Origin of the sequence: Halomonas sp. CH40, from assembly GCA_041875495.1 — a bacterium.
Classification (GTDB): Bacteria; Pseudomonadota; Gammaproteobacteria; order Pseudomonadales; family Halomonadaceae; genus Vreelandella.
Map to the genome: position 1 here is coordinate 3,177,885 of CP112982.1, position 16,625 is coordinate 3,194,509.

At 60.6% G+C, this 16,625-nt stretch carries 15 protein-coding genes; 6 read left to right on the forward strand and 9 right to left on the reverse strand.

Translation table 11 applies throughout. The features are described 5' to 3' along the window. Positions 1–16 precede the first annotated feature (16 nt). Together hisA and hisF are read left to right on the forward strand one after the other, a co-directional pair. Positions 17–763: a 1-(5-phosphoribosyl)-5-[(5-phosphoribosylamino)methylideneamino]imidazole-4-carboxamide isomerase gene (gene hisA, locus OR573_14450; GenBank protein XGA79669.1), complete on the forward strand. Its 747-nt coding sequence runs from the start codon at positions 17–19 to the stop codon at positions 761–763. Then, positions 760–1,533 carry an imidazole glycerol phosphate synthase subunit HisF gene (gene hisF / locus OR573_14455; GenBank protein XGA79670.1) on the forward strand — a complete coding sequence of 258 codons (774 nt, stop codon included), beginning with the start codon at positions 760–762 and terminating at the stop codon, positions 1,531–1,533. Before hisA ends, hisF begins: the two co-directional genes overlap by 4 nt. Before the next feature lie 34 nt (positions 1,534–1,567). Here hisF and OR573_14460 read toward each other — a convergent pair whose 3' ends face one another. Continuing rightward, positions 1,568–2,161 carry a YjaG family protein gene (locus OR573_14460; protein XGA79671.1) on the reverse strand — a complete coding sequence of 198 codons (594 nt, stop codon included), beginning with the start codon at positions 2,159–2,161 and terminating at the stop codon, positions 1,568–1,570. A gap of 215 nt (positions 2,162–2,376) precedes the next feature. Here OR573_14460 and OR573_14465 point away from each other — a divergent pair, with 215 nt between their 5' ends. After that, positions 2,377–3,066: a type 1 glutamine amidotransferase gene (locus OR573_14465; protein XGA79672.1), complete on the forward strand. Its 690-nt coding sequence runs from the start codon at positions 2,377–2,379 to the stop codon at positions 3,064–3,066. On the opposite strand, the gene mnmH is transcribed toward OR573_14465, so the two are convergent. The 4 genes from mnmH to OR573_14485 all read right to left on the reverse strand — a co-directional run bounded on the left by mnmH (position 3,055) and on the right by OR573_14485 (position 7,291). Further along, on the reverse strand, positions 3,055–4,170 hold the full coding sequence (gene mnmH / locus OR573_14470; GenBank protein XGA81762.1) for a tRNA 2-selenouridine(34) synthase MnmH: 1,116 nt from the start codon (positions 4,168–4,170) through the stop codon (positions 3,055–3,057). The genes OR573_14465 and mnmH overlap by 12 nt on opposite strands. 2 nt (positions 4,171–4,172) lie before the next feature. Next, complete coding sequence (gene selD, locus OR573_14475) at positions 4,173–5,210, reverse strand: selenide, water dikinase SelD (GenBank protein XGA79673.1); 1,038 nt, start codon at positions 5,208–5,210, stop codon at positions 4,173–4,175. 75 nt (positions 5,211–5,285) lie between these two features. Continuing rightward, complete coding sequence (gene radA, locus OR573_14480) at positions 5,286–6,668, reverse strand: DNA repair protein RadA (GenBank protein ID XGA79674.1); 1,383 nt, start codon at positions 6,666–6,668, stop codon at positions 5,286–5,288. Between the two features lie 176 nt (positions 6,669–6,844). Further along, complete coding sequence (locus OR573_14485; GenBank protein XGA79675.1) at positions 6,845–7,291, reverse strand: copper resistance protein NlpE N-terminal domain-containing protein; 447 nt, start codon at positions 7,289–7,291, stop codon at positions 6,845–6,847. A gap of 203 nt (positions 7,292–7,494) precedes the next feature. On the opposite strand from OR573_14485, the gene hisC reads away from it, so the two are divergent. Then, positions 7,495–8,556: a histidinol-phosphate transaminase gene (gene hisC, locus OR573_14490; protein ID XGA79676.1), complete on the forward strand. Its 1,062-nt coding sequence runs from the start codon at positions 7,495–7,497 to the stop codon at positions 8,554–8,556. Between the two features lie 13 nt (positions 8,557–8,569). Here the strand turns inward: hisC and OR573_14495 are convergent, their stop codons facing one another. Then, complete coding sequence (locus tag OR573_14495) at positions 8,570–9,436, reverse strand: LysR substrate-binding domain-containing protein (protein XGA79677.1); 867 nt, start codon at positions 9,434–9,436, stop codon at positions 8,570–8,572. A gap of 121 nt (positions 9,437–9,557) precedes the next feature. On the opposite strand from OR573_14495, the gene OR573_14500 reads away from it, so the two are divergent. After that, positions 9,558–10,430 carry a DMT family transporter gene (locus tag OR573_14500; protein XGA79678.1) on the forward strand — a complete coding sequence of 291 codons (873 nt, stop codon included), beginning with the start codon at positions 9,558–9,560 and terminating at the stop codon, positions 10,428–10,430. On the opposite strand, the gene OR573_14505 is transcribed toward OR573_14500, so the two are convergent. The 3 genes from OR573_14505 to OR573_14515 all read right to left on the reverse strand — a co-directional run bounded on the left by OR573_14505 (position 10,427) and on the right by OR573_14515 (position 15,543). Then, positions 10,427–13,468 carry an efflux RND transporter permease subunit gene (locus tag OR573_14505; GenBank protein XGA79679.1) on the reverse strand — a complete coding sequence of 1,014 codons (3,042 nt, stop codon included), beginning with the start codon at positions 13,466–13,468 and terminating at the stop codon, positions 10,427–10,429. The genes OR573_14500 and OR573_14505 overlap by 4 nt on opposite strands. Then, on the reverse strand, positions 13,465–14,523 hold the full coding sequence (locus OR573_14510) for an efflux RND transporter periplasmic adaptor subunit (protein ID XGA79680.1): 1,059 nt from the start codon (positions 14,521–14,523) through the stop codon (positions 13,465–13,467). The genes OR573_14505 and OR573_14510 overlap by 4 nt, the downstream gene beginning before the upstream one ends. Positions 14,524–14,622: 99 nt before the next feature. After that, entirely contained in the window at positions 14,623–15,543 is a 921-nt protein-coding gene (locus OR573_14515; protein ID XGA79681.1) for a GNAT family N-acetyltransferase, read from the reverse strand. A 94-nt stretch (positions 15,544–15,637) separates the two neighbouring features. Between OR573_14515 and OR573_14520 the strand changes: the two genes are divergently transcribed. Continuing rightward, complete coding sequence (locus tag OR573_14520) at positions 15,638–16,618, forward strand: tetratricopeptide repeat protein (protein ID XGA79682.1); 981 nt, start codon at positions 15,638–15,640, stop codon at positions 16,616–16,618. The last annotated feature ends 7 nt before the right edge of the window (positions 16,619–16,625 follow it).

The window sequence follows — 16,625 nt, forward strand, 5'->3', positions numbered from 1 at the left end:
TGACAAGGACACTATCATGTTAGTTATTCCCGCTATCGACCTGAAAGATGGCCAGTGTGTACGCCTCAAGCAAGGCCGCATGGACGACGCCACCTCCTACGGCGATGACCCGGTCGCCATGGCCGCCCGCTGGGTGAAAGCCGGCGCCCGTCGCCTGCACCTGGTCGACCTTAACGGTGCCTTTGAAGGCAAGCCGGTCAACGGTGAGGCAGTGACGGCCATCGCCCGCGCCTACCCGGACCTGCCTATTCAGATTGGCGGCGGCATCCGCAGTGCAGAGACCATCGAACACTACCTGGCCGCTGGAGTTTCCTACGTCATCATTGGCACCAAGGCCGTCAAGGAGCCCGATTTTGTGGGTGAGATGTGCCACGCCTTCCCCGGCCATGTGATTGTTGGCCTGGATGCCAAGGATGGCTATGTCGCCACTGACGGCTGGGCGGAAGTCTCCACCCTGAAGGCCACCGAGCTTGCCAAACGCTTTGCCAATGACGGCGTCTCATCAATTGTCTACACCGATATCGCCCGGGACGGCATGATGCAGGGGGTTAACGTCGAAGCCACCGCCGTCCTTGCCCGAGAGGGCGGCCTGCCGGTGATTGCCTCCGGCGGCGTTACCAACCTGGATGACATCAAGGCACTCTGCGAGGTGGCTGACAGCGGCATTCTGGGGGCCATTACCGGCCGCGCCATCTATGAAGGCAGACTGGACGTCAGCGAAGCCCAGCAATTGAGCGATCAGCTGACAGGAGGCCAGGCATGAGTCTTGCCAAGCGTATTATCCCCTGCCTGGACGTCGATGGCGGGCGCGTAGTCAAGGGCGTCAACTTTATTGGCATCCGCGATGCCGGTGACCCGGTAGAGATTGCCCAGCGCTACAACCAGCAGGGTGCCGATGAAATCACCTTTTTGGATATCACCGCCAGCCACGAGGACCGCGACACCACGGTCGAGATGGTCGAGCGTATTGCCGGCGAGGTGTTTATTCCGCTGACCGTTGGCGGCGGCATTCGTAGCTGCGACGATATTCGCACCATGCTCAATGCCGGAGCCGACAAGGTTTCCATCAACACCGCTGCCGTGACCAACCCGGAATTTGTGCGTGAAGCGGCGGAACGCTTTGGCAGCCAGTGCATCGTGGTCGCGATTGACGCCAAACAGGTCTCCAAGGAAGGCGAAACGCCGCGCTGGGAGATCTTCACCCATGGTGGACGCCGCCCTACCGGTCTGGATGCCGTCGAATGGGCCAAAAAGATGGTGGAATACGGCGCTGGCGAGCTGCTGCTGACCAGCATGGATCGCGATGGCACCAAGAGCGGCTTTGACCTGGGCGTGACCCATGCCATTGCCGAAGCGGTCAGCGTTCCGGTGATTGCCTCAGGCGGCGTAGGCAACCTGGATCATCTGGTCGATGGCGTTATCAAGGGCGGCGCGGATGCGGTACTGGCCGCCAGCATCTTCCACTTTGGCGAATACACCATTCCTGAAGCCAAGCGCTATATGGCAGAACGCGGCATTGAAATGCGTCTGTGAAGACAATGTTGTGTGAAGATTGAAGGTCGGGGCGTCACTCCTCCAGTGACAGCCCCAGATTACTGATACCTTCGTTGCGCCCAAGCTGGCGCAGAGCCTTCAGCGCCCCGGCATCCAGCGGCTGTGAGGCGGCTTCAAGCACTGCATCCTGGAAGTTGTTTTCATCTTCCGTCAGGGGATGGTCGCGGATCAACAGCGCCAGCTTCTGGGCGTCCTCCTCACCTTCGGTCAGCTCAATAAAGGCGCGCACGCCCGCCCGCGAGGTGCGGCTGACATCCAGCACGGCTTCCGGCGCTTCCCCCTGCAGGGTATCCAGAATCGAGGACACCGAGACAACCGTATCCAGCGCCCGGCGGGCACCAAAGCTTTCATCGCCTTCTGGCGGCTCACACTCAGCGAGTTTTTCCGCCTGACGGGCAAAGTCAATCGAGGCGCCGCGTACGCTCAATTGCTCCCAGACCAGGTTAAGCACCGTGCGCAAGGTGTGTAGATCGCCCTGCCCAGTGGTTTGCGTATACAGCGCATAGTTCGGCATCAGCCGTTCGCACAGTGCAGCCATAAAGGCCTGCTGTGCAAATAAGGGCAGCTGCTGGAGTTGCTGGTAAAAACCGGGGGATTTGGAAGCCATGAATCAATCCTGAGAAAACGAGCTTGAGGAAACGAACCTGATAAAAAGCGCCTGACTTTAACGTATCGGGTGCCCAAAAAGGCATTTATTCCAACAGGTTTTTTATGCGACGCTGCCACTATCCGGGTTGGTGACGCACCCGCGATGCGCTATTGTCTCACCCCTGCCGCACGACGGCAGCACCCTGTTACGTTTTGGCCGGCGAGGAGATTACCATGCATATTCATCTGCTACAGCACGGCCCGGCGCATTGCCCCGCACGAATTACCGACTGGTTGACCAGTATGGGGCACAGCTTTACGGTCTTTCATCTGTATGACGGAGAGCTGGCGCCCCGCCCAAGTGACTGCGATGCGCTGATCGTACTTGATGGGCCAGAAACTCTGCTTAACGAGCCCCCTGCCTGGTACAAGGCAGAAGACAAACTGATCCAGCGTCTGGTCGATAGCCAGAAGCCCCTGCTGGGCATTGGCCTTGGCGCCCATTATATAGCCCTTGTGCTAGGGGCTATCAGCGCGCCGGGCACCTACCCGGAAACCGGCTGGCATAAGATCACGCTGGCCGACGACAGCCCTTTTGACCTGCCCGAGCATTTTGATGCCTTTATGTGGCATCGCCAGGTGTTCAGCCTGCCGGATTATGCCCTGCCGCTGGGCGGAAGCCCGGCAGCACCACTGCAGGGCTTCGCCTGGGATGCTGGCCGAGTGGTGGGGCTGTTATGCCATCTGGAGGTCACTCAATCCAGCGCGGCCAGCCTGATGGGATACCCGCCAACGCCGCCGGGACGCAACGACTACATGCAGGACGACGAGGAGATTTTTGCCACGCCCAAGCGTTTCACCCATCTGGCGCCCTTGCTTGACCGGGTGCTGACCCAGTGGCTACGCAGCGCCTCACCGGCCTAGGGTCTGTTGCTCTGTCAGCCATTGCCGGGTAGCCGCCAGACAGCTTTCCCAATCACCTACATGGTATTCCAGGGCGCCAGCTTCCTGCTGGCGCTGTAGATGGTAGCGGTACAGGGGGTCATAGTATTCGGTCAACAGCGGCGCCAGCCAGGCTTCATGGGCCTGGCGGTCGCCCTGCTCGTGGGCGGCAAAGGCCAGTGCCTGCATGCGCTGCAAGCGCTTGAGGCGCGCGTCTCCCAGGCGTTTTTTCAGGCGCACCAGCGCATTACCCAGCTGCTGCTGCATGCGCTGCCAGCCCTCTTCTGCCCCCACAAGCTGGGTATAGGCCTGTTCCAGGTCAATAATGTAATCCTGAATCAACTGGGCAAGGCGCCAGTCCAGGGGCATTTCAACGCGAATGCGCGGCGCCTTTTCCATGGCCTGCCAGAAAGTCAGCGGCACGTTAACGCTGCCAATCTGGCGCGATTCATCTTCAATGACCAAAGGCCCTGGCAGGCCAAGCAGGCGCTTGGCCAGGGCATGTTCAAAATCTATCTGCGCGGGCGGTGGCTCAGGCGAGCGGCCAAAGGCAGAGCCCTTGTGACGGGCCATGGCTTCCAGATCCACGCTTTCTTCCAACTGGTTGATCAGCACGGTTTTGGCGCAGCCGGTTAACCCGCTGATGATCACCATGGGCTGCTGGGCAGCGCTCTCCACACGGGCGGTCAAGTGGTGGCGCAGCGCTTTCCAGCCACCGGCAACACGCGGGCGCAGCACCCCGGCCTCAGCCAGCCACTGCTGGGCAATCTGCGAACGTAGCCCACCGCGAAAGCAGTAGAGTACTGCCTCAGGATGCTGTTCCACGTAGCTGCGCCAGGCATCAACCCGCGCGGCCTTGACTGCCCCGCTGACCAGCGTTTCGCCCAGCGCAATTGCCGCCGCCTGGCCCTCTTCCTTATAGGCGATACCCACCTGATGGCGCTCGTCATCATTCATCAGGGGCAGATTGACCGCCCCGGGCAAGGCACCCTGGGCAAACTCCACCGGCGCGCGTACATCAATCAGCGGGCGCTCGTCACTGATCAGCGCGGTATCCGCCTCTAGCGTTGGCAAGATGGTCGGCAAGCTCACCCAATCACCTCGATTAACGCTGGCCCGTCCTGGGCAGACAGGCTACCGAACGCTTTTAACGCCAGGCCATGCTGGCGGCCGATACGCTCCACGTCATCCTGCCAGGCCGGGTCAACGGCCACCAGCAAGCCTCCCGAGGTCTGCGGGTCGCACAGCCACTGCCAGTGGGATTCATCCATGGCAGGCAAGGCATCGCCCAGCGCCTGACGATTGCGCAGGGTGCCACCGGGTATCGCCCCCTGACGGCGATAGCCTTCTGCTTCGCCAAGACGTGGCAGCTTGCGAAAATCAATCTTCGCCCTCACCTGACTGGCACCGCACAGCTCGGCCAAGTGGCCTGCCAGGCCAAAGCCGGTCACGTCGGTCATGGCATGTACACCGCTCACCTTGGCCAGATCAACGCCGATGCGGTTGGAAGCCAGCATGGTTTCCCGCGCCAGGCCCTCATGGCCCTGTTCCACCAGGCCGCGCTTCTCGGCAGTGGTCAGCATGCCGACACCAATCGGCTTGGTCAGGTAAAGGAGATCTCCCGGCTTGGCGCCGCTGTTGAGCTTGAGCTGATCCAGCGCCACCAGGCCATTGACTGCCAGGCCGAAAATAGGCTCTGGCGCATCAATCGAATGGCCACCCGCCAGGGCCACGCCCAGCTGGCGGCATACCGCCTGAGCGCCTGCCAGCACATCTCCGGCGACCTCCGCCGAGAGTTTATCCAGCGGCCAGCCGAGAATACCCAGCGCCATCACGGGCGTGCCGCCCATGGCAAACACATCGCTGATCGCATTGGTTGCCGCGATGCGGCCAAAATCAAAAGGGTCATCAACAATCGGCATGAAAAAATCAGTGGTGGCAATCATGCCGCGACCATCGCCCAGATCATAGACGGCGGCATCCTCACGCCCCTGATTACCCACAATCAGACGTTCACCGCCTGCAGGCGGCCCGGCCTTGGCGAGGATACTATCCAGCACATCAGGGGCGATCTTGCAGCCACAGCCAGCCCCGTGGCTGTATTGCGTCAAGCGAATGTTATGCATGGCGTTGCCTCCATTACCAAATATTTTATCAGTCTACCTCAGGCCCAATGCCTGATAACCTGTTGCACCCCAAGGTTACAGGGCTTCGAGCGCGTCGGAGAGCTTATCAACCGCAATCACCTCCATGCCTTGCGGTGCCTTTTTGGGCGCATTGGAGCGCGGCACTATCGCACGGGTAAAACCATGCTTGGCCGCTTCGCTGATCCGCTCCTGGCCGCTGGGCACCGGGCGTATTTCACCGGATAGCCCCACCTCACCAAACACCACCAACTCCTGGGGCAGGGCGCGGTTCTGCAGACTGGATACCACCGCCAGCAGCACGGCCAGATCCGCGCTGGTTTCCAATACCTTAACGCCGCCCACCACATTGAGAAACACATCCTGATCGCCGGTAAACAGCCCGCCGTGGCGGTTAAGCACCGCCAGCAGCATAGCCAGACGGTTAGGGTCCAACCCAACGGCCACCCGGCGCGGGTTGCCCAGCGCGGATTCATCCACCAATGCCTGCACTTCCACCAGAATCGGCCGGGTGCCTTCCCAAACCACCATCACCAGGCTGCCTGGCGCCTGCTCCTGCTGGCGGGAGAGGAAGATGGCACTGGGGTTTTTAACTTCCTTGAGGCCCTGCTCCAGCATGGCGAACACGCCCAGCTCGTTGACGGCTCCAAAGCGGTTCTTCTGCCCCCGCAGGGTGCGAAAACGCGAGTCGGCACCGCCTTCCAGCAAGAGGGAGGCGTCAATCATGTGCTCCAGCACCTTGGGCCCCGCCAGGCTGCCATCCTTGGTAACGTGCCCCACCAGCAGCAGCACCGTATTGCTGTGCTTGGCAAAACGCGTCAGCGCTGCCGCAGATTCACGCACCTGAGCCACGCCGCCCGGGGCCGAGCTGATATCTTCCAGATGCATGGTCTGGATGGAGTCAATGATCAGGATTTCGGGCATTTCCCGCTCGGCAACCGCCAGGATAGTTTCGATGCTGGTTTCGGCCAGCATCTTCAACCCCTGGGTGGGCAGCTGCAGCCGATGGGCGCGCATCGCCACCTGGGACAGCGACTCTTCCCCGGTGACATACAAGACCCGGCGCTGCTGGGCCAGCTTGCAGGCAGTCTGCAGCAGTAGGGTGGATTTACCCGCCCCCGGATGCCCGCCCAGCAGGACCGCTGACCCTGGCACCAGCCCGCCGCCCAGCACTCGGTCAAACTCGCTGAAGGTTGAGCTGAGGCGCGGCACTTCACTTAAATCAACGCTGCCAAGGTCGACAACATCCCTGGACAAGGCGCCGGCATAGCCGCCCCGCCCGGCACTGCTTGAAGAAGGGCTGGCAGCTCCTGGCCGGGCAGGCGCCAGGCGCACTTCGCTCAGGGTGTTCCACTCCTGGCAACTGCTGCACTGCCCCTGCCATTTACGATACTCAGCGCCACACTCGGTGCATACAAAGGCGCTTTTGGCTTTGGCCACTGGCTTGCTCCTGCAGTTTCACAACGTCGCTCAAAAACAGTCATAGCCCCCATGTAGCTAGAATGAGCGACTAGAATAAGTGACTAGAATGAGTGGCTAGAACACGTGAAAGGCGGCCGAAGCCGCCTTTTTTGTCACTATTGTGACTGCCTTACAACCACACGCTGACGGCCTGATTACTGACGTTGAAGACGCAGCAACTCGCTGTTTTCAAAACGGCGGCGCTCCGGGTCGATCAACTCAAGGGTCTGTGGGTCGATGCGCAGGAAGTAATAGGTCTGGCCTTCACCGTCTGGCGTCAGCTCATACACGGTAGCATCCGGGTTGGAAGGCGTGCCGGTCAGGGTTTCCCAGTTACCCGCATAGTTTTCAGCCGGTGGGTTCTGGGGATGGTTACGATAGGTGGCGTTAAGCGTGAAGGTGCGCTCTTCCGGTGCCTGCGACTCGTCTCCCATCAGCGTGACGTCAAGTGCAATACCATCGCAGTTGCGGCACGGCAAAGAGCCCTGGTAGTTGGCTTCTGTTGGCTCGTAGCCTCCAGTACCTTGATCTGTCGGCCCTGACGCACAGCCGGCAAGCAGGGCCAGCATGGCCGTACCGACAAATAGATGTTTAAGCGGCATGGTTCTCTCCTTGGTTTTCAATGCTTGTATCTGATCCACACGCTCTGGGCGAACGCAGTTGGATATCAAAAATCACTCAGCGCATATGACAGCATACCCGCTACAAGGTGCAACGCCCACCCCAAAAACATAACAATGCTTGCGCTTTAGAAGACGTCAAGCGACCATGAAGGTTACCGATTTAATGCCAGCAGGACACACTAATGAGCCAACTGTGGAGCCCCGCCGTTCAGTCGCTGACCCCTTATATACCCGGCGAGCAGCCGACTGAGCGGGTGATCAAGCTGAACACTAACGAAAACCCTTACCCCCCCGCGCCAGGCGTAGGCGAAACATTGCGGGAATTCGCCTCCGACCATCTGCGCCTTTACCCGGACCCGACCTCGCTGGCCCTGCGCAGCGAACTAGCCCGGTGCTATGGGGTTGAGCCCCAGCAGGTGTTTGTTGGCAACGGCTCCGATGAAGTGCTGGCGTTTGCTTTCCAGGCGTTTTTCTGCCACGGCGAACCGCTGGATGCGCCCTCAATCACTTATAGCTTTTACCCTGTATATGCCAAATTGTATGGCATTGAACTGCGTCAACACCCGCTTACCCCTGAATGGGAAGTGGATCTGGAGGCTCTGAGCCAGCCGCAGCCACGCAGCGGGGTGATTTTCGCCAACCCCAATGCCCCGACTGGCCACACCCACAGCCTGGATGCGCTGGAAAGCCTGCTTCAGAAAGTCACTGACCGGGTGGTGCTGGTTGACGAAGCCTATGTGGACTTTGGCACACAAAGCGCCGTCACCCTGGTTGAACGCTATCCTAACCTGCTGGTCACCAGTACCTTTTCCAAATCACGTAGCTTAGCTGGCCTGCGCCTGGGGTTTGCGATGGGCTCAGCGGAACTGATTGAAGGCCTGGAGCGCATCAAGGACTCTTTCAACTCCTACCCGGTCGATAGCCTGGCCAGCGCCGTGGGCATCGCCGCCCTGCAGGACAGCGACCACTTTGCCGCCTGCCGCGAGAAGGTCATCACCACCCGCGAGCGCACCCGCCATCAGCTGGAAACCCTGGGCTTCGAGGTGCTTCCCTCCCAGGCCAACTTCCTGCTGGCGCAACACCCGGATCACGACGGCGCCCAGCTGTTTGCTGGCCTGCGTGAACGCGGTATTCTGGTTCGCCATTTCAACAAGGCAGGGTTAAGCAACTTCCTGCGGATCACTATCGGCACTGATGACGAAATGGATTATCTGATTGAGGCGCTACAGACCCTAGTGCGTTAACGCCTGACGGTGCTCACGGCTCACCATCGGCCAGCTGTTCGTGAATCAGCTCGGCCAGGCGCCGCGCAGGCTCTGAGGGGCGGTGCGGCGCCCGGTGCAAGGCAAGTTCAATGGACGGCAGCGCCGGCAAGCCGCTGCTTTCATCCAGCGGCTTGAGCATCGGCGTCAGCATGCTACGCGTCACCACCACAATCGCCAAGCCCGCCATCACCACCGGCGCCAGCCCGGTCATCGATTGGCTGGTATAGGCCACTCGCCAACGTCGCCCAGCACTCTGCAATGACTGCTCGGCCACTTCCCGGAACACATCCGCCCCACGGGTGTAGAGCGCCAGCGGCAAAGGGTCACGCAACAAGGGTTGATAGCTCAGCCCGACCGCCCAAAGCAGGGGTTCACGGCGGATCACTTCCCCGCCCGGCGAATTGCGTTGCCGGGTGACCAGCGCCAGATCCAGATCGCCACTGCGCACCCGTTCAACAAGATCAGCGCTGACCCCACAGATCACCTCCAGCCCTACCCCCGGGTAAAGCTGGTGGAAGTAGGAAAACACCGACGGCAGCAGCGAAGCGTAGTCCTCAGGAATTCCCAGCTTGAGCTCGCCACTGACCTGATGTACCTGCATGTCCTGCCAGGCATCGTCGTTCAGCGCCAGCAGCCGCCGCGCATGGGTCAGCAGGCGCTCGCCATCGGCGGTAAAACGTACCTGGCGCCCTTCACGTTCGTGCAGACGCAATTCCATCTGCGCTTCCAGACGCTTCAATTGCATGCTGATCGTCGACTGGCTGAACGCCAAGCGCTTGGAGGCCGCCGTCACGCTGCCGGTGTCAGCAATCGCCACCAGGGTACGTAGCAGGGTGAGGTCAAAAGTGCGTGCGCGCATGGATCACATTTCTTGATGATTTATATCAATAATGATTGATTTTGTGATGGGTTGCTAGCGGGTATCTTGCATCAGCGGCCAACAGGGCCGCTTTCAAGATCTCTCAGGTAAGGAGCCTTTTATGCAACTGACGCGTACGTTCGGAGTATTTCCTGTCAGTATCCTGGCGGCAGTTGTCGCCATTGCACTCTGGGCCACGGCACCGCTGCTGGCCGAGCAGGCACGCAGCGCCTCCCCCTTAAGCCTGACCACATTGACCCTGCTGGCCGGAGCTCTGGCCACCCTGCCACTTGGCAAAAGCCACGGACAAAGAGTCAACAGCCTGGGGTGGCGGTTCAGCCTGTGGTTGGGCGTCCCCTTGCTGATTCTGGGCGCGGTAAGCAGCTACTTTATAGGTATGCGCCAGGCACCGGCCTCGGAAGCAGCGCTGATTACCTACACCTGGCCGGTGCTGTTTGTGCTGCTCAGCCAATGGACGCAGCTGGGCAGAATAAGACTACGCAGCCTGAGCGGCGCCATGATTGCTTTCGCGGGAGCCGCCCTGCTGATGCTTCCCGAACAGGGCGTGGCCTTTAATGACGCCTCGCTGAAAGGCTACGGCTTCGCCTTTCTGGCAGCGTGTTGCTGGGCGCTATACTCCTGGGTTGGGCAGGCGTCGCCCATCACACTAACCCCTTATCTGCCGCGCCTGCTGTTGATTGCCAGCCTGTTGAGTGCACTGGCAACCCTGGCGCTGGAGGGACGCCTGAGCGTACCCAGCGACAGCGCCCTGTGGGCCGGCATCGCACTGGGCCTGGGACCATTCGGCATTGCCATGGTCGCCTGGGACAAGGCTTTGCGCGGCGGCCCAAGTGCAACCATTGGCAGCCTGGCCTATGGGGTGCCGATTCTGGCAGCCGCCTTGCTGGTGGTCACCGGCGCCACCCCGCTGAACTGGCAGCTGCCATTGGCCGGGCTTCTGGTGCTCACCGGCTGCCTGCAGGCCAGCCGTTAACCGCGCTGCTCAATGCGATACCAGAGGGCGTACAGCGCTGGCACAAACAGCAGGGTGATCAGGGTACCCACCGCGACGCCACCAATCAGTACATAGGCCAGCGGCCCCCAGAAACTGTCCATGGTCAGCGGGATAAAGGCCAGAATGGCGGCCAGCGCCGTTAGCACCACAGGCCGGGCACGTTGGACACCGGCCTCTACCACTGCCTGACGCATCGGCATGCCTTCCTTGATGTTATCTGCCACCTGCTGGGTCAAGATCAGGGTGTTACGCATCAGGATGCCTGCCAGGCCAATCAGCCCCAGGGTGGCCACAAAGCCAAACGGCTGGTTGAACAGCAGCATGGCGGCAACCGCGCCAATCAGGCCCAGCGGCGCCGTCGCCACCACAATAAAGGTGCCCGCGAAAGAGCGCATCTGCAGCATGATGAATATCAGCATCAGCACCACCATCAAAGGTTGCAGCACCTGGATGGAGGCCTGAGCCTTGGCAGACTGCTCCACTGAGCCACCGGTATCAATGCGGTAGCCTGAAGGCAATTCATCGCGCAGCGAGGCCAGTTGCTCCCAGACCTGCTGGGTCACGTCATTGGGCTGAGCACCCTCGACATCGGCATTGATCGCCACAAACGGCTGACGGTTGTAGCGCTTGATCACCGGTTCTTCAAACGCCACCCGCAGTTCTCCCAGCTGCGTCAAGGGAACCCGCTGGCCACCATTGGTCAGCACCTCCAGGCTTTGCACATCATCAATATCCTGAGCAGCGCCGCGGCCAAGGGCGGGCACCAAGCGTATACCGTCGCGCAGCTGGGTGATCGTTACCCCATCCAGCTGGAACTGCAGCTGACGGGCCACATCGTCCGGGGTCAGGCCAATCAGCTGCAGCCGATTACGGTCGATATCCAGATGTAGGGTGGGCGCGCGCTCATCCCACTCAAGATGCGGATCACGAGTCGCCGGATGCGCCTTGATCACTTCACGCACCTGATGGCCAATGGCTCTAAGCTGATCCGGGTCATCGCCCAGCACCCGGAAGCTGACCGGCCAATCCACCGGCGGGCCGTACAGCAAGGCTTCCACCCGCACTCGCGCTTCAGGAAACTCGCCGTCTTCAATGCGTTCACGCAGCATGGCCATCAGCTCATCGCGGGATTCGACACCTTCCGCCACGGCAATCAGCTTGGCAAAGGCAGGGTTGGGCTGTTCCGGGTTAGCCGAGATAAAAAAGCGCGGCGCCCCGGCCCCTACATAGGCAGACAGTGATTTCACCCCTTCGGCATCCTTGATCAAGGCTTCCAGGCGCCGGGTCGTGGCATTGGTGGCTTCGATACTGCTGCCCTGGGGATGGTAAACGCTGACCAGCACTTCGGGGCGATCAGAACTGGGGAAGAACTGCTGCTCCACCGGGCCAGCCATACCGGCAATGGCCGCGACCAGCAGCGCCAGCGTCACCGCTACCACGCTCTTGCGAAAGCGCACACAGCCGCTGATAAAGGCACGCAGACGCTGGTAGCCCGCCGACTGATAGGCTTCATCCTCGCTGTGATGGGTTTTCTGCTCAGGCAGGATTTTCACCCCCAGATAGGGGGTAAACACCACCGCTACCAGCCAGGAAATCAGCAGCGCAATACCCAGCACCCAGAAAATGTTACCGGCATATTCGCCCACACCGGACTGGGCAAAGCCAATCGGCACAAAGCCAGCCACCGTGACCATGGTGCCGAACAGCATGGGCGCGGCGGTGACTTTCCAGGCATGAGAGGCGGCATCCAGACGTTCCCAGCCCTGCTCCATCTTGACGATCATCATTTCGATGGCAATGATGGCATCGTCCACCAGCAGGCCCAGGGCGATAATCAGCGCCCCCAGAGTAATACGGTCAAGGTTGATCCCCATGGCCTTCATGACCACAAAGGTCAGCGCCAGGGTGATCGGAATGGCAATGCCCACTACAATACCGGCACGCAGGCCTACCGCCAGCATGGTGACCAGCATCACCACAACAACAGCCACCAGGAACTTGACCTGAAAAAGGTTCACCGCCCCATCGATGGCGTCTGCCTGATTGGTCATCACCTGCAGCGACATTCCCAGTGGCAGACCTTGGCGTTCCTCCTGCCAGAAGTCGTTCAGACGCTCACCAAATGCCTGGCCGTTTTCACCCTCCTGCATCACCACACCCAGCAGTAAGGCATCTTCGCCAAAGGCGCGTACCAGATAGCTGGGCGGGTCTTCATAACCGCGCGATACCTCGGCAATATCCCCCAGGCGGATCAGCCGCTCGCCAATCCGGATAGGCACTTCCGTCAGCGCTTCAGGGCTTGCCATATCATGGTTAATGCGCACATAAAGGCGCGCACTCTGGGTATCCACCCGTCCAGCCGGTAGCAGAGTGTTCTGTGCTTCTATGGCAGCAAATACCTGCTGAGGTGAAATACCCAGGCTCTGCAAGGCGGCAAGGTCAAAATCGACATGCATGCGCTCTTCACGCTCGCCAAGTATCTGCGCCTTGTTGACGCCATCCAGACGCTGCAGGCGATCACGGATATCCTCGGCCTCGCGCACCATGTCGCGCATTGGCATTCCCGGCGCGGTCAGCGCCACCAGTGAGAAATAAACATCACCAAAATCCTCGTTGATCAAAGGCCCAACCACACCTTCAGGCAGCTGTGGCGCTTCATCCTGCATGCGCCGACGTACCTGATAAAAGCGTTCGGATACTTCCCTGCTGGGCGTGTAATCCTCAAACTCCACCTGCATATCCGCCCGCCCTGGGCGAATGGTGGTTTCAATCCGATACAGGTCTTCGACTTCCTGGATACGTTTTTCCAGCCGGTCGACCACGCTTTCCTGCAACTCCTCTGGCGTCGCCCCCGGCCAGGCGACCGACACCATCATGACGCGCACGGTAAAGTTCGGGTCTTCAGCACGCCCCATGGAGGCAAATGCGTAAAGTCCGGCCAGCAAGGCAATCATCAGGAAAAACAGCGTCACCGCCCGTTCACGCACCGCCAGCGCTGAGAGATTGGGGAAACTCACTCGGCCGCCTCCTGCGCCAGCGGGCGCACGTCCATTCCCGGCGTCAGCAGGTGGGTACCCAGCGCAATCACTTCCAGCCCTTCACGCAGCTGCTCACCTCGCACCCAGGCCCGGTCGCGCTGCATACGTTCAATCGAAATCGCCACAGGCTGCGCCTGGCCGTCGCTCACCTGCCATAGCTGGGGGCCATCACCACGTTCATCGATAGCCGCGACCGTCACTTGAAAAACGCCTTCCGGCAGGCTGTCCATGGGGAAACGGGTCTGTACGACTTCCCCCAGGGAATCACTGAACAGGGCTTCCTCCAGCTGATAGCGGGCTCGCCAGGTGCGGCTTGCCGGGTCCGCAGCGCCGGCGACTTCACGGCGTGACAGGCTGATCTGGCGGTCATCGAGCAACAGCGCCCCATTAGCAGGTGGGCGTACATGGGAGGGAAACGCCACTTCCACTTCACGTCGCCCCTCCTGGGCCAGGGTCGCAATTGCCTGACCGGTGGCCACTACTTGCCCAGGCTCACCGGCCACATCAATCAGGAGCCCGTCGGCCTCGGCCCGCAGGGTGGCGTAGTCCAGGGCGTTGCGGGATTGCTCCACACGCGCCTGGGCAGCATCGCGCCGCGTCAGCGCTTCACGGCTGGCCAGCTCCGCCCGCTCGAATGCCTGCTGGCTGAGGAAGTTACGCTCCAATAGCTGACGGTCCCGCGCCAGATCGGCCTGACTCACCGCCACCGAGGCTTCAGCCGCTGCCAGATCTGCCTGGGAGGCAGCCAGCGCCGCCTGCAAATCGCTGTCGTCCAGAGTGAACAGCACATCGCCCTGGCTAACGTTTTGGCCAGCATCCACATGCCGGGTGGCAATCTGGCCGCTGACCCGAAAAGCCTGGGGCGTTTCATAACGGGCGCGAACCACCCCCGTGAGCATCAGCATTGGCTGCTCGACAGGGGCAAGCTCGGCGGTCTTCACCCAGCGCGGTGATTCTTGCTGAACACTTTCGGTACTGGTCTCACCGCATCCTGCCAGCAGCAAGGCGAGCAACAGCGCAGTTAACTTGGGCATAACGGTTCCCTGATAAACGCGTAAAACAAAGGTGTCTATGGATATAATGAGACAGGATAAATTAAACGCTCGTTTATGCCTATCACAGGAGCCACATTGTTACCCTGTGCGAGGATAGGTCCAGGCATAGATTTCCTCGCTGTGGTAGCAGTGAAAACCGGCGTTCTCATACAAGCATCGGGCAGGGGTATTGGTGGCATCCACGGTGAGCGCCAGCCGCGTCGCGCCTATTTGCGCCGTATAATCAAACGCGGCCTGCAAGAGTTCACGCCCCAGCCCCTGCCCTCGCCTAGTCGGCACCAACCCCATCAACAGCACTTCCACCACGCCTTGCGCCTGACGGGGCACCATTAACAGAACGCCGATTGGTTGCGGGTCATGTGGCGATGAGTAGACCGCAAACCAGTGTCGATCCGCTTCTGGAGACTGGCGATGGAAACCCTGAAGCAGCTCCGCCGACCCCAACGCCTCGCAGACCAGCGGGCTATCCAGTGACTCTACCTGCACCTGTTCGATAAGCGACTGCGTCGCTGTTGGGGCGAGTTCGCCCCAGGGGCGCAAGGTGAGTTGCGATGCGCGCGCATCACGGCTGTTGAGTGATGCGCTCAGGTAGCGAAGAGGGGCCACCCGCTGCATGCCCGCAGCTAACAGAAGCGCCGTTTGTGCTGGCTTGTTCGGCATGACCACACAGTGGCAAAGGCGAATTTTATGCGTTTCCACCCATTCTCTTGCCGCCTGCAGAAGCGCCTGAGCCTCGGCGTCTTCTCCTTGAGGTCGCCACAGCTGGGCCATGTCACCTGGAAAAGGCTGCACCCATACCGCTTTTGTTGGATAGTTGGCCGCATAGTACAAAAGCCCGCTCCAATCCGGGGCAGGCGTTTGCGTAAAGGACTGAATGGCGGCTGCCAACGCTCGCTGGCCAGCGCTGTCCTGGGCTGCGGCCAACGACCATAACGCATCGCGACGCATTGCCTCGGGGCATTCCACCACCTGATCATGCACATCCTGACGATTATTCACGTAAGCTCCCGAGGTGATTTTTCACTTGGCGACTTGAATCCCGCCGCGCTTGCCTGCATATCATGCTTAAATTCTTTCTGCCTAGAGTGACACCATGTCAATTATTGATCCACGTACCGGCGAAGCCTTAACGGCCCCTATCAGCCCTGATACGGCCAACAACCCATCGCCCACAGCAGCGGCGGCAGACGCGCCCTCAGCCGCCACCTCAGGGCCAGCGCCCCGCCGTGAAGACGTCATCATTGATCTGGATGCCAGTAATATTCAGCAGGTGCTGGAAGCCTCCATGCAGGTGCCGATTCTGCTCGACAGCTGGTCGCCCGCGAGCGAACCCTGCAAAACCCTGATGCCAGTGCTTGAAAAACTGGCCGTCGAATACGCAGGTGCCTTCATTCTTGCCAAGCTTGATGCAGATGCCAACCCGGAGATTGCTGGCCAGCTGGGCGTACGTTCGGTGCCGGATGTCAAACTGGTCAGCCAGGGCGGCCTAGTCGACAGCTTCCAGGGGGCGTTACCGGAAAAAGACGTGCGCGAATGGCTGGGCCGTTATTTCCAGGCCCCTGAAGACGCACCGGCAAGCCCTGAAGAGCTGGCAGAAGAAGCCCTGAAAGCAGGTGATGCCGCCACCGCTCGCGAACATTATCAGACGTTGACCTCACAGTACCCCGAGCATTACGCCTACCAGGTGGGGCTGGCCAAGGCGCTGGTGGCAGAAGGCCGCGGCGATGACGCCCGCAGCGTGCTGGACAACCTGCCACCGGAAGAGCGCGATGCCGCCCCCGCTCGCGGTGTGCGCGCCAGCATTGAATTTGCCGAACAGGCGCTTTCCCATCAGGAAGTGGCGGCCCTGGGAGAACGTAACGACAGTGAAGCTCAATTCCAGCGCGCCTTACGCCAGGTAGCCGACGGCGACTACGAGCAGGGCCTGGAAGGCCTGCTGGCCCTGATGAAAAGCGACCGCAGCTACGGCGATGATGCCGCGCGCAAGACCCTGCTTCAGGTCTTCGACGCCCTGGGTGCCGAGCACCCGCTCACCGTAACCTACCGGCGCAAGCTGTTTGCCCTGCTCTACTGAGAGCGCT